Annotated in this window: 10 protein-coding genes and 1 tRNA gene; 4 read left to right on the forward strand and 7 right to left on the reverse strand. The window is 51.7% G+C overall.

Features of this window, described 5'->3' with window-relative positions; translation table 11 throughout:
* The first annotated feature begins 58 nt into the window (after positions 1-58).
* Positions 59-1480, forward strand: coding sequence for a trimethylamine methyltransferase family protein (locus IPM31_15690; GenBank protein MBK9008425.1), 1422 nt, complete (start codon positions 59-61; stop codon positions 1478-1480).
* Positions 1481-1612: 132 nt separating this feature from the next.
* Entirely contained in the window at positions 1613-2770 is a 1158-nt protein-coding gene (locus IPM31_15695) for an amidohydrolase (protein MBK9008426.1), read from the forward strand.
* 55 nt (positions 2771-2825) lie between these two features.
* Here IPM31_15695 and IPM31_15700 read toward each other — a convergent pair.
* A tRNA-Lys gene (locus IPM31_15700) sits at positions 2826-2898 on the reverse strand.
* A 290-nt stretch (positions 2899-3188) separates the two neighbouring features.
* On the opposite strand from IPM31_15700, the gene IPM31_15705 reads away from it, so the two are divergent.
* Both IPM31_15705 and IPM31_15710 read left to right on the forward strand, forming a co-directional pair.
* On the forward strand, positions 3189-4487 hold the full coding sequence (locus tag IPM31_15705; GenBank protein ID MBK9008427.1) for a DUF389 domain-containing protein: 1299 nt from the start codon (positions 3189-3191) through the stop codon (positions 4485-4487).
* A gap of 78 nt (positions 4488-4565) precedes the next feature.
* Positions 4566-6026, forward strand: coding sequence for a phosphoglucomutase/phosphomannomutase family protein (locus tag IPM31_15710; protein MBK9008428.1), 1461 nt, complete (start codon positions 4566-4568; stop codon positions 6024-6026).
* A 180-nt stretch (positions 6027-6206) separates the two neighbouring features.
* Here the strand turns inward: IPM31_15710 and IPM31_15715 are convergent, their stop codons facing one another.
* The 6 genes from IPM31_15715 to IPM31_15740 all read right to left on the reverse strand — a co-directional run bounded on the left by IPM31_15715 (position 6207) and on the right by IPM31_15740 (position 14682).
* Positions 6207-9443 carry a VWA domain-containing protein gene (locus tag IPM31_15715; protein ID MBK9008429.1) on the reverse strand — a complete coding sequence of 1079 codons (3237 nt, stop codon included), beginning with the start codon at positions 9441-9443 and terminating at the stop codon, positions 6207-6209.
* Between the two features lie 18 nt (positions 9444-9461).
* On the reverse strand, positions 9462-10844 hold the full coding sequence (locus IPM31_15720) for a PD40 domain-containing protein (GenBank protein MBK9008430.1): 1383 nt from the start codon (positions 10842-10844) through the stop codon (positions 9462-9464).
* A gap of 9 nt (positions 10845-10853) precedes the next feature.
* A complete protein-coding gene (locus IPM31_15725) occupies positions 10854-12182 on the reverse strand; it encodes a PD40 domain-containing protein (GenBank protein MBK9008431.1) in 1329 nt (442 codons plus the stop codon).
* A 15-nt stretch (positions 12183-12197) separates the two neighbouring features.
* On the reverse strand, positions 12198-13388 hold the full coding sequence (locus IPM31_15730; GenBank protein MBK9008432.1) for a PD40 domain-containing protein: 1191 nt from the start codon (positions 13386-13388) through the stop codon (positions 12198-12200).
* 147 nt (positions 13389-13535) lie between these two features.
* Positions 13536-13736: a response regulator transcription factor gene (locus IPM31_15735; protein ID MBK9008433.1), complete on the reverse strand. Its 201-nt coding sequence runs from the start codon at positions 13734-13736 to the stop codon at positions 13536-13538.
* A 343-nt stretch (positions 13737-14079) separates the two neighbouring features.
* Complete coding sequence (locus tag IPM31_15740) at positions 14080-14682, reverse strand: hypothetical protein (protein MBK9008434.1); 603 nt, start codon at positions 14680-14682, stop codon at positions 14080-14082.
* Positions 14683-14695: the final 13 nt, after the last annotated feature.

Genomic DNA, 14695 nt, shown 5'->3' on the forward strand with positions numbered 1-14695 from the left:
AAGGACGCTCCGCTCAGCGCGAGCCAACCACCGAAACACGAATCGAACGAGGAGATAAATGAAACCCCTCAAGTTCTTATCCGACGAAGACATCAAAGCCATGCACGAAGCGACGATGAGGATCATGCAAGAGATCGGCATCATCTGGACGCACAAGCCCAGCCTCGACATCCTCACCGACGCGGGATGCACGCTCAAAGAGAATCGCGTGTGCTTCCCGCCGAATCTCGTGATGGATAGCATCGCAAAGGCAAACAAACGCCCCGTGATTCGCGGACGCAACGGCACGGTCAACGAACTGGGCGGGGGAAATTTATATTTCCATAATCTCGGCGGCGCGCGCGATGTGTTCGACGCGCGCACAGGCACGCATCACACCGCGACGCAGGAAGACTGCATCAACGCCACGCGCGTGCTGGATGCGCTCCCCAACTGCAACACGGTTACGCCGTTTTTCACTCCGCCCGATGTGCCGAACGAGATGATGGCTCTGCACATGTTTCGTCACACGCTCTCGAACACGACGAAACCCGTGCAAGGTCCTGGCATCCAATTTGGGCATGAGGCAAAATATGCGGTCGAGATGGCGGCAGTCGTCGGCACGCCTCCGCGCGAACTCACGCTCTCCCTCTCCCCCGTCAGCCCGCTCACGATGCACGACGTCGCCGCGCAAGCCGTGATGGATATGGCGCACGCGGGCGTCATCCATTCCAATTTGCCCGCGCCCACTGGCGGCGCGACTTCGCCGATGACGATCACTGGCAGTCTCGTCCAACAAAGCGCGGAGACTCTCGCCCCCCTCGTTCTCGCGCAATGTATTAATCCAGGATGCGGCGTCGTCTATTGCGGACGACTCGGGATGCTGGAGCCGCGCACGGGATTGATCTGGGGCGGAGTCGAGCTCGGCATGTCATCCGCCGCCACGGTTCAACTCGGACATTTTTACGGGTTCGCCGTTAACGTATATGGATTCTCCACGAACGCGCACACCCTCGACGCGCAGAACGCCTTCGAACGCGGACTCAACACCTCTCTCCCCGCCCTGGCTGGCGCGGACGAACTCTCGGGCATCGGCGAAATGGAAGCGGGAGTCATGGGCTCGTTCGCGCAAATGGTCTTGGACAACGAGCTGGCGAAGAGTGTCCTCCGTCAACGCGCGGGGTTGTCCGCGGATGCAGAACATCTCGCGGTTGAGATCATCAACACGGTGATGGATACCAACCGCAACTATCTCGCGAGCAAACACACGCTCAAACATCTCCGCGCGGGTGAAATGGCGCTGACCAAACTCGCTGAAAGAAATTCGTGGGATACTTGGGAGGAAAAAATGGGACGCAAGCAAATGGCAGATTACGCGACAGATGAAGCGGAGCGAATCTTGCGCGAACATGTTGTGCCGCCGCTTGAACCGCAACAGGAGATTGAGTTGGATCGAATCCTTGCGGCGGCTGAGAAGGAGACGGTGAAGAAAAAGAAGTAATCGCTGGTTGAGCGCAAGCAGTCGAAACCAGCAGGCAACATGCAAATATTATGATTCATGAACACTGGTGGTTTCGATACGCGACGCCAACGAACGGCGTCGCTACTCAACCACCGAAGTTAGGAGATTATTATGCTCAAACAATCACACGCAATATCAGAAGAACTCATCGAATGGCGGCGCGACTTCCACATGCACCCCGAGATCGGATTCGAGTTACATCGCACGTCGAAGATCGTTGCCGACGAGTTGGAGAAGATGGGGTACCGAGTCAAACGCAATGTGGGGAAGACCGGCGTTGTTGCGGAGATCGGCGAGGGCGGCAAGATGATCGCCATCCGCGCGGATATGGACGCGCTCCCCATCCTTGAGATGAACGACGCGGAATATGTCTCGCAGAACAAAGGCGCGATGCACGCCTGCGGACACGATTCACATACCGCGATGGCTCTCGGCGCGGCGCTATTGTTATCGAAAGAAAAATTACCTGGGCGTGTGCGATTCCTTTTTCAGCCTTGCGAAGAGACCGTTGATAATGAAGGCAAAAGCGGCGCGCAGAGAATGTCCGATGAAGGCGCGATGCAAGGCGTGGATTATGTCATCGCGCAACACGTTGACCCAACTCGACCCGTCGGCACGATCAGCATCAGCGCGGGACCGTCGTCAGGCGGAGTCGATTCGTGGCACGCGGTCGTCAAAGGCAAGGGCGGGCACGGCGCGCATCCCGACAAGACCGTTGACCCGTTTTATCTGACGGCGCATGTCATCATCGCATTAAACGCGATCATTTCGCGCAGGATCAATCCGTTCGAGCCTGCGGTGGTGAGCATCGGCTCGATCAACGGCGGGTTTGCGGAAAATGTCATCCCCGAAGAAGTGAAGATCACTGGCACACTGCGCTTCACGGATGAGGCTGTGCATCAACAAATTTACGCCGAGATCAAACGCGCCTTCGACATTGTCAAAGCGCTGGGCGGCGACTACGAACTGGGCTACGACGTGGGCGGTCCGCCGATGATCAACGATGAGTTTGTCTCGGAGATGATCGAAAAAACTGGCAAAGACCTGCTCGGCGCGGATAATGTCAGTGAACTTCAAAAGACCCTTGGCGCGGAGGACTTCGGCGAATTCATGAAACACGCCCCCGGCGCAATGTACACGCTCGGAACGCAAAAGGCTGGGCATGAGGGCTACCTGCTCCATCATCCCAAGTTCGATATTGATGAACGCGCCATGCCCATCGGCACAGCGATGCTGGCAGAAACAGCGAAGAGATTTTTACAAGGATAAAACCTCAAAACAAGCGGCGAACAAAAAGCCTCCCAATTGGGAGGCTTTATTTCTGTGACTCCGGGGGGACTCGAACCCTCAACCAATTGATTAAGAGTCAACTGCTCTGCCAATTGAGCTACGGAGCCAAACGTGCGGCGGGAATTATACCCGAGGCGATAAACCTGTCAATAATAGAAGTAGGCAATCCCCCCGCGATGAAGCGGCACACTTCATCTTACAGAGACGGATTCTTTGGTAATTGCCGTAATTCTGCACACAGATTGGACGGATTTCGCGGAATATCACGGATAAAATCCAATAAAAATCCGTGTGATACCGTGTTATCCGTGTCCAAAGAGTTCGTGATCACGACGATTCCTAGAGACCCCAGAGACGCAGTTCCCATTCGCGCTTTTATCCCTGTATAATTGCCACGATGGAAATCAACGAACCGACACCACAACCTGAACCCGAATTTGTCTCCGCGCGCGCCCGCCGCCGCCGCGCCTTACGCCGAGCTTACTTCCCATCGGATGAAGCGGAACGCGCCGCGTTGTTTGAACATCTTGCCCGCCGCGCTTATCCATCGTATGAACTCTTCGTCTTCTCGCTTGTGGCGGGCGTGATCATCGGCGTGGGATACTTCGTCAACTCGCTGGCATTGATCTTCTTCGGCATCCTCGTCGCCCCTGTGCTTACCCCATGGATCGGGCTTTCACTCGCCGCCATCGCAGGCTCGTTCCGACTGTTCGCGCAAACGTTTGCCGCCTTGCTCTTGAGCGCGTTTCTCGTTTTCGCAAGCGGCTTGCTCGCGGGATACGCCTCGCGCATTTTCGGCCCGCTCAACTTTAATGAAGCGTTCACGCTCAGCCGCTTATGGTGGCCCAGTTTCGTCATCCTCACCATCGGCTCGATCATTTTCACCATCTCCTTCGTGCGCTCCGAAACATTGCCCTACCTTCCCAGTGCGTTGATCTCATCCGTGTTGTACACGCCGCTCTGCGCGGCGGGCTTCGGTTTGGGGAGCGGAATCGCCGCCGCGGAACTCTGGCCGCAAGGCTTGCTGGTCTTCGTCGTTCACTTTGCCTGGGCGACATTCTTCGCCCTCGTCACCCTCTTCTTTTTACGGTTTTATCCCACCACCGTTAGCGGCATAGCCCTGACGGGATTCGCGCTTGCGACGATTCTTGCGACGACGATATTTTTAACCGGCTTCGATCAATGGATAAAACTACAGACGGGTCTGTCCACGCCCCTGCCTGCCCCACTCACCCAGCGGACTTCCACGCCCACGCCGCCGCCGTCCACTCTAGCCACGAACTCCGCCACCAAACCTGCCGCACCCACAGTGTTCGTGGGCGTCCCCACAATCACTTCTTCACGCACGCCGCGCCCAACCGCGCAATCCACATTGCCGCCCACTGAAACATCGACATCAACTATCACAGCCGAACCCACCCCCATCATTGCCCAAATTCGCGCGGCGGAAGGAGGCGGGGCGTTCATCCGCGAAAAGCCGGGCGGGAAAGTTATCGCAACTCTGGGCAACGGCGCGACCGTCACCATCGTGCCGAATGATTTTCAAGATGTCAAAGGAGTTATCTGGGTGCGCGTGTTCGCCACCGTCAACGATGCGCGCGTGGAGGGTTGGATGATCCAGGCGGTGCTCGTCACCGCCACGCCCATCGCCGATTGGCAACCTTCGCCCACGCCGGACGTAACCTCAACACCTTGAAATTTGTATCGCGAAGAGGGCGAAGAAATTGCTTTCTTGGCGGCTCGCCAACTTTGTACTTCACATAAAGGAATGTTCATGCCTATTCATTTTGGAACCGACGGCTGGAGAGCCGTGATCTCCGACTCGTTCACATTCGACAATTTGCGCATCGTGGCGCAAGCCATCGCCGATGCCGTTGACTCAGAACATTGGGACAAGGGAGGGGACGACGAGCATATGCCCGACCCAAAAAAGATCGTGGTGGGATTCGACACCCGCTTCCTCTCGGATCGTTTCGCCGGGGAAGTTGCCCGCGTGCTCGCCGCCAACGGGTTCACCGTCCTGCTCGCCCAATCCGATTCGCCGACGCCCGCGATCTCGTACGCGGTAAAACATAATCGCGCGATCGCGGGCGTGATGATCACCGCCTCGCACAACGCGCCTCGATATAACGGGGTCAAACTCAAGGGAGCGTTCGGCGGCTCTGCCCTGCCCGAACAATGCCGCCGCGTGGAAGTCTACATCAACGACAACGAAGAACAGGCGCGCGGACCCAACTTGATGGATTTCAAAAAAGCGCGCGAGGCGAAGTTGATCCAAAAGTTCAACCCGTTGCCCGCGTACTTCGATCACTTGCGAACATTGATCAACACAGACGCCATCGCAGACAACCCACAACGGTTTGTTGTGGATGCCATGTTCGGCTCGGGTCGCGGGGTCATCAAGTCATTTTTGCAGGGAACAGGTTGTGAAATCTCTGAGATTCGCGGCGAGATGAACCCCGGCTTTGGCGGAGTTCACCCGGAACCGATCGCGAAAAATCTTGGCGCGCTCGCCTCCGCCATCAGCGCGGGGATGGGAACCTTCGGCGTAGTGACCGACGGCGACGCGGACCGAATCGGCGCAATGGACGAACGCGGCGCGTTTGTTGATCCCCACAAGCTTATGGCTTTATCGTTGAAATATCTCGTAGAAAAACGCGGCTGGAGCGGCGCGGTGGTGCGCACGGTCTCCACAACGCGCATGATCGATCGTCTTGCAAAACGCTACGGCTTGAAACTTTTCGAAACGCCCGTTGGGTTTAACCACATCGCTGACCACATGCTGCGGGAAGATGTGCTCATCGGCGGCGAGGAATCGGGCGGCATCTCGTTCAAGGGACATATCCCCGAGGGCGACGGTCCCATCATGGGGCTGTTGTTGGTGGAGGTGATCGCGCAATCGGGGAAAACATTACACGGCATGGTGGAAGATTTACTTGCGGATGTCGGTCCCGCCTTCTACGAACGGACCGACTTGCGCCTCAGCCGCCCCGTCGCCAAAAAAGAGATGACCGAATTCCTCACGAATCAGGCTCCTACTAAGATCGGAGGCGAGAAGGTCACCGAGGTGAGTCAACGCGACGGCGTCAAATACATCATGGCGGATGATTCGTGGTTGTTGATTCGCCCGTCAGGGACGGAACCCGTTCTGCGAGTCTATGCCGAAGGGCGGACTCAAACGATGGTGAAATCCTTGCTTGGTTATGGCGAACAGGTGGCGAAGAGCGTGGTGTGACAGTCAAGACCTCCGTGTCGATGAAACACGGAGGTCTTTTTGCGAGTTGTTGTATGCAATAGATCACGAAAACAAGTTCTTGACGCACGATTTGCGCGGCAAATCGTGCGTCAAGACAGGCGACAGTGCAACTGTCGCCTGAACTCTGTGAAACACGGAGGTCTTTTTGCGAGGGGAAGTTTATGGGCTGGCTTTGCGTTTCGCAAGCAGTTTTCCATTGCGTGAGATTTCCAGCGTGCCGCCAGAGAGAACGCGGACGGTGAAGACATCTCCCGCCGTGAACTTTGTGGGGATATCCTTCCCGATCTGCGTCCAGCCTTTGGCGGGATCATATCGCCACACTTGTATGCGCTGGTTGGGAACATCGTACAACACTTGAACGGTGTTCTCTCCCCATATCCCGTTGCTCTGCGGTTTGACGCTGGCTTGCAGGTTGGCAAACGTGACGCTCGCGATTTGATTTGTTTTCAGCGGAATGCCCTGCCAGAATGGAGACGCGGAGTTTGTCTTCACATTCCGTTGCGCCGCGGTCATGCCTGTTTGACTTGTTGACGCGGGCGCGTCTGCCATCAGCGCCTGCATTCCGCTTGGAAGCGTGCCGCCGCCGAAGTCATCCAGCCGAGCGCCGTTCGCGCCGACGAACCACAAGCCGATGTAGCCGCCTTGATCATAATACGACCAACTTGTCACATCGCGCACGCCCAACAATTCACCGTTCTTGTACACTTCCACGTTGCCATTAGCGAGGGCGCGCGCGCCGAAGGTGTCACCATTGACGAAGGTGACGGGGATATCCGCGCCGTGCTGTGCCCAGCCTGCGGGCCATTCCCACGTCCAGACTTGGACGCGCTGGTTCGGGGCGTCGTACAGCACTTCGATCATGCCGCTTCCCCACGTGGTACTGCTTTGCGCTTTGAGGATCAAGTCCTGTTCTGCCGCCGTTGCGTGGATGTTGGCAAAGGTGATGTACGCTTCCTGGTCCGCGCCGAAGGCTTGACCGCTGAAGTAGATATCCGAGTTGGAGTCGTTGGAGGTCACCAGCAGTTGGTTGGAGGCGATCGCATATTTCGAGGGGTTCCCTGTCCAGTTCCCCCCGATCGCGCCGTTGGCACGGTTGTAGTCGTCCAGAACCGGGGTGGAGGGGAAACCACCTTCTAGAGCGGGCACACTGGCAAATCCGAAAATAACTTCCTCGCCTGCGGCTGGAACATTCGCTCCATACAAATTCACCTGCCAAATACCTGCTTCCGGATTTGCAATCGTGTAGACCTCATAAGTAGACCCATTTTCATGAATTACATCAGGCGCAACCGTATTTCTATCAATCACACGACCGGAAGGAGATGTTAATGTCATCACCACATCACTGCCGGGCCAACCGGTTGAGAAGGTTGCTTGTGCTTGTCCAGGAGCGACTGTCTGTGAGAAGAATATCGAAGCCAATTGAGGTACATTGTACGGAAGACAAGGTGGAGGCTCGACATTCGCTATCAAGGAGCGAACTCGAATAAATTCACAGGTCAGGCTGTTCAAGTTACTTACACGCTTATATCTTCCTCCCGTATTGAAAGCGATCTGTTGCAGTTGTGTATCATTCGCCTGTCCAAAACCAAATGTGAAGATGGGCCAGCCCTTACTCTTAAAGCACTGATCTTGATTGGAGAAACTGCCCACGCCATCGGTCAAGAGGATCGCGCCTTTTTTATAGTCTGAGCGATCAGATAAATTGAGAATGTCACATCCACTTTGGACACCATTGCCAATATTCGTTCCACCCGACGAGTTAATAGTGTTAATAGCCGCGATAACACTGGTATTATTCTCGTGCAACTTCTGGAGCGGTGGATTGGTAGCGACTCGAACAGAACTGTCAAAATCCACGATACCAACATAATCACCTTGAATTGCCGCGCTTGTGACGAAAAAGCGCGAGGCTTGCAGGCGTTTGTTTCCCGGATCGTTCGACCCCATACTACCTGAACTGTCAATGATCAGCGCGATGTCAATATTTCCGGAATCTACTGAGAGAAACTTAACAGCGTCAGCAATAACTATTCCACCAGCCTGTATTGTTTCTTCCGGAATGTTGCTCACGCTAATGTAATTATCTTCCCCTTGAACAAAGAAGTAAGAGCCAACATAGAGCCAGGCAGCATTCGTTGTAAAATCCGGGCTACTAGCCTGAGACTCAAGATAAGATTCAATTTCCCCTTGATTTACAAGAACCTTTGCTACTTCATCTCCATCTGCATATATGCGGTATGGCACACTATTCGCTACTGGATTGTTGGTAGTACCCGGGAGATGTACGTATATTGCATAGTTTCCACTGGGTTGGTCCGCTGGTAGCGACCACGTAGCTGAACATTCTGCTGCGTTCGTCAGGGCACGCAATTTATATTGATTGATAGCATAATACGCAGGATCGATACTTGTTAACGGATCTTCGTTTGGTATAGTCCAACACGCATCGGCTGTAAAGCTTGGCGAGCTACCAGGAGGCAACTGGCCATTATTCGCAGCAAGAATATGCCCATAATCATCGATGAGAGTGCTATTGCTGGAGCCAGGGAAAAGTGGGTATGTCAGCGGGTTGCCTTCATTAAGGGCGTATAAGACCGAATTCGTGTTACTGATTTCAGGATAGTCCAGCCACAATGATTGATTAGGATTAGAACGCCAAGTATCGGTCCAAAGATCATTTTGAGTATCACTTGGTGGGAGATCTGAACGATTTGGATTCCAACCGTAAGGGTCAATTACCCTTCGACTTTCTATTTTACTGGGATCCGGATTATGAACTTCGAAATGCAAATGAGGTCCACTCGACGAGCCTGTATTTCCGCTAATGCCTATCACCTCGCCATGAGCGATGTTAACGCAACCAGCGAAAGTACAACTGCTCACAGAAATGGTACTAAGGTGCCCGTAATATGTCTCGTAGTTGTTTGGGTGGTGAAGACGAACATATAAACCTAAGCCTGCCCTATGGTCTGTGGGGGAATCCCATCCAGCGGAAAGAACTTGATCAGCATCAGCAGAAGCAAATACGGGTAGGTAGTCAGCGCCGTAGTCAATCCCTGGATGGCCGTCATAGGAAAGGTAGCGGTTGAGGCTCTCGCTATAACAGACTTTATCAGTACATGAACCCGTAGCTTCATGCCCTGTATAAGACAATATTGTAAAATCAGTTGTCTCGTAGGTTGGTAAGTGATGATCAAAAATTGAGTTCTCTGTTACAGCACCAGGATAAGGCGGGTAGAGGAAAGGTACTACGAATTGACCTTGCTGTAACTCTGCCTGGGATGCTGATACCTTCTTTGGTGTAGGTGTGACTACGATTAAAGATGTTAGCAAAACAAGTGAAAGGATATGCGTTAAGAACCTTCGAATTTTTTGAGAAGTATTGAACATCATTAGCCTCCATTACGAAAATCATTCATTTCCAAAACCGAAATATTTCTTCAAATCCACACCGATCAAAGGGAACCAAGTTGGTCGTGTGTAAACCAAGCCTTCATAAGCTTTTGTTTGGTTACTTCCATCGGCATTCATCACGTATAGGGAAAACAATCCATCCCGAGTGGAAAGAAAGGCAATATATCGCCCGCTAGGCGACCACACTGGATTAAAATCGCTTCCAGCATTGTTGGTCAAATTGACCAGGTTGCTTCCATCAGGAGAAATCAGATAGATTTCTTCATTCCCTTCTCGGTCGCTGACAAATGCCAATCTACTGCCGTCGGGCGACCAGACAGGGTAAATATCCAGCGCCGGGTCTGATACCAACACTCGTGTTTCTCCGGTCTCGATGTTTATCAAGGTAATATCCGGCTGCTCACTACCGGTCAACACTGCCAACCACTTGCTGTCTGGTGACCAAGAGGGATTGTTGTAAACACTATCTCTTTGATCCCGATCCATGCGAATATAAACGGATTTCAGCAAGAGCACAGAATTGCTCCCATCTCTGCGAGTGATATAAAGATCTGCATAGATACAACCTGTATAAAAGTCTGAAGGGTCTGGAATCCTTCCACACTCTGTGCCAGTACCCGGTTTTGGTGTCATAGACTCTGGTGTATATCGCAAGAATGCAATCCACTTGCCATCAGGTGACCAGCTTGGAAATAGATCGCTGGATGTGCTGGTTGTAATTCGGTCTTTTTGGAATGTACTTGAATTCACTCGAAAGAGGTTGTAAGTATCCTGCTCCTTTCCTTCCTGATTCGTTACAGTTGTCAGGAGAGAAGTAGCAAACCATTCGCTGTCAGGTGACCAGGATGGAAAGACCCAGGCATTGTTCGCAGCTACCAGAGTCACTTTTTTTTGTAGTGGATCTGCCACATGAATGGCTGGTCTCCTGGTCATCGTTGGACCAAAATCGCTCCAATCAAACAACAGGTATTTCCCATCCGGCGACCAGACTAATGAATATTCGACCATATCATAGAACTTTTCGAACATCTTAGGATGGAACAAACCGCTTCCATCATGGCGGATAAAAGAAATGAAGGTATTCGGGAAAATCCCCGTGGGTTTTCGATCAACAAATGCCAACCATTCTTCAGGGTAGGGAGTTGCAGGGGTAGACAATGAAGTAGCAGAGGGTATTAAGGTGGGGGGTGCAGTTACAGCTATAGTTGGTGTCGGTGTTGACGCAGTCAGCGTAGATATAATCGTAGTTGCAGTAGGAGCCTGTTGGGTTAGTGTTATCGGCGCGGATGTTTTAACTGGCTTGCAGGCAACCAAGATCGTCATTAAAGCCAGCAATGTATATAAATTCGACTTGTTGCTTATTACTTTGTTGATCAACATCTTGTTTGCCTACGGAACAGATAACCATGTTGGTCGTCCAACTGCAAATATATATTTACCCATTATTTCTGCCAACTCACTTCCATCGGCATTCATCACAAAAAGCTTATAATCTGATAAAAAGGCAATGTAACGTCCACTCGGTGACCAAACGGGCGCAAAATCGTTGACCGTATTTTGTGTAAGATTTACCAGATTTGTCCCATCAGCAGAGATTAGGTATATTTCATGATTCCCCTCGCGATTACTGACAAATGCTAGGGTACTGCCATCGGGAGACCAAGCAGGATAATAATCTTTCGCCTCATTGACTACTAATAATTTAACCTCATTATTATCAACATTGACCAGTGCGATATCTGATTGTTCATTGCCAACAAGCACAGCAAGCCAATTGCCATCCGGAGACCAAACAGGGGCATTGTAAGGAAGATGGTCACCACCATCACCTGCCTCAATACGAACATCATCAATTAGCAATTTCAAACCTGTCCCATCCGGATGAATGAGGTATAGACTGGCATGGTTACAATCTAAAATGAGTGAAGGGACGGGTCCGCAGCGCGGTAAATCTGAGGTATAGCGAAGAAAAGCGATCCAGTTGCCATCAGGAGACCAGGCAGGGTATATGTCACTTAAAGTTCCGCTAGTTAATTGCTGGCTTTGTCTGGTTTTTATATCATATCTGAATAAATAACCAGTCCCGCTTTCCAGATTTTTTGGGTCGGCTTGAAGGTCTTTCCTAGAAATGACAATGTATTGACTATAAGGCGACCACGAAGGATTGGTCAACGTGCCTTCCAAGTGATTGGTAATTAAAGAGTTTTCCATGTCTGCAATAGAAATTCCATAATTTGTCTTAAAACAATCCGTGCCTACCGGGATATTGCATGAATATGTTTCGTTTGCGCCATCAAATGCTAGATACCGACCATCCGGAGACCAAGCCAAGTTTCTACCAGCATTTCCAATTGAACGATAAGGCTCAAAAAGAGTGGGCATTTCCAAGCCCGTTCCATCGGAATTAGCAAATGCAATTACCCAATCAGGGCGTGAAACTGCTCCACCTGCCGCTACACTGAACCATAATCGTTCTACAGGAGTCGTCTCATCTTGTTGTGGAGTATTTGTGGTGGTGAGCGTAGGCAATACTTTAGCAGTCAAAGTGACAATAGGTGTTTCTGCAATTGGAGAGGGTGATATCAAGGTTGCCGCTTGGAGATGTTGCGTTGCTGTTTCTGAGGGCGTAGACACCTCACCCGGTTGACAAGCCAATAGAACGGGGAATAAGGCGAGTAACGACACTATTGCTTTCAAAACAGATCTTTTCCACCACATTTTCTTTTACCCTGACTACGGAACAGACAACCAGGCTGGGTGGCGAGCATTCGCGCCATGAGTCACTTGATTCAGCTTGTTATTAAGCATATCAAGAACCCATATATCCATTCCACTACCGCCTGCTGTCGTGTTGAAGGCAAGATATTCTCCATCGGGTGACCAGACCGGGGTTTCAGTCAATGCTCCTTCAAACCGAGTCATCTTCAAGATTTTTCGATCTCGTAGATCAGCGATATAGATATTGCTAATCAACTTATCGGCAATATAATCGGCGTCATAACCTGTTGAATCGATTTCCTCGCCATTTTGTTCTCGCACAACAAAAGCAATTTGTTGGCTATCCGGTGACCATGCGGGTCGGTAACCGTGTCCGGCGTCTGCATAGCCTAACAATGCAGGATTCTCTCCATCACCTCCCATCACCCAGAGTTCGCCAATGGTAAACGGAATATTCGAATCGGGCATGCGAATATAGGCGATCTCTTTTTCAGACGGTGACCAATGAGCAAAAGCGATGATATGATTTGGCTCTACCAGTATGCGCTGCGCATTCCCGCCGTCAATGTCTGCGATCCAGGTTTCACTGCCATAGCCCAAACCCTGCGTGAGGGAATAGATCATACGCCTGCCATTCGTTGAAAGGGCTATATCATATGTATTGCCTGGAACCGATAATTGCTGATGCTTGCCACTATTGATTTGGATCTGGTAGACACGGGAGTTTGGCAGGTTTCCGTCTCTCAAGATAATTTCATTTCCAGTTGGAGCCCAATTAAGAAAAGAACTGTCCTGGGTTAGATTTAAATCTAAATCAACACCCTTGCCTGACGCAACATTAATTACTTGCACAAACCCGCTTGCCTCGCAGGTTATGTCAATTGCCAGCCACGGTCCATGCGGGGACGCGTACATGCCGAGAGTCGCGCAACCAGCTGGGATAAAGGTGTCTTCGATTTCAGAATCTTCATCGCCTAATGGTTCTGATTTATGAGTTATTTGGGAACGGCCGGGAGCATCAGACTGGAGATAAAGCAATCCATCACTCATCGGTTCTGGCTGTTGTCCGTATGCTTTCTGAGGGACAAATAAAAACCCTAACCCAATTATCAAGAGAACAACTACACCTACATTTGTCAGAAATCTTTTTCTGAGGCGAAAATGATCGCTTTGCATCTTCTTTTTTGTACTTAAGTGAGTTCGCATAGAATCCTCCTGAATATGGAAGTTGCCAGTATCAAAATTTTCCTGTCTTTGTCAATGAACAGCGTACCAAAAACCAAGCGCAAATACAACTATCTAAATTGATAGTCTTTTCAAGTACCTATTGCTTTGAAGCAATAGGAGCTAGGGCTACGCGATCCATCCATTTTTTAAGGCAAGGTACACAGCCGCGGCACAGTTCCTTACCTTGAGTTTACTGAGGATATTTTTGATGTGAAAGCGGACTGTACATTCCTCAATTCCAAGAACGAATGCGATCTCGCGAGCGTTGCGCCCATGTGCAGTCAATTCCAATACCTCAAATTCGCGGGCGCTTAATGTCCCTTTCATGGTTGGGTTGGGTTGGGTTGGGTTGGGTTGGGTTGGGTTGGGTTGGGTTCATTGGTCACGTTCCCCCTTGCCACAGGGTAGTAGTTTTTGTTTTGCGAATCATTGTCCCACACCCCAGGCTACAAAACAGGCTACAGAATCTGTCTGACAACTTCGATGAAAAACACAGACCCTAAAGGATGAATACCTTTAGGGTCTGTGCATCTCAATAATAGGACTTACGCAAAACCCAAGATTTATCCACTACTCTTCGCGAGCTTTCGCTATTCCTTTGAAAATTCGCGGGGATTGGCGTAGATTAGCGGACAAAATACTCATTCTGCGTAAGCCCTGAATAAGAACTTTATCTCCCCGGCGCGGCTCTTAACCTTCTCGCCAAAAAGATCACAACCACCAGCGCGAGCGCGGCGAAGAACAAACTGGGGATACCCACTTCATCGGCGAAGCCGGTGTTGGGTAAGGCGGTCGAGGTGGGAATGACGGTCTGGGTGGTATTGGCGATCTGCGTGAACGCCGCGCCCACTGTTGCCGTGGCGGGGACGTTCGGGGTGAAGGTGGGCCCGCTGGGGGTGAAGGTAGGCCCGCCGGGGGTGGCAGTGGCGGCGCCCGGCGTTCCGGCGGTATTGGTCGCCTGAGCGATAACCGGCGTATTGGTGGGAGGCAGGGTGGCGGTCGCGCCGGCGGTGGCGGTCAGCGCGTTGGCTACCCCGGTCTGAGTCAACCCAGCCTGGATCGTCGCGGCTTGGCGCGTTTGTTCCGCCAACGCCGTCTGCGAAGCGGATTGGTTATTATTCAACGAGTACCATACATACGCGCCGAGACACAGCAAGGCAAGCAACACCAGCAGACCCAACCCGCCCGCGGCAAACAGGAACGTGCGGTTATTGGATTCCTCCGGCGGATTCTCGTCGTCGTAATCGATTGAGGTTTCGTTGAATGTGGACATCGTTCATTCTCCT

Origin of the sequence: Candidatus Defluviilinea gracilis (assembly GCA_016716235.1) — a bacterium.
GTDB classification, from domain to species: Bacteria; Chloroflexota; Anaerolineae; order Anaerolineales; family Villigracilaceae; genus Defluviilinea; species Defluviilinea gracilis.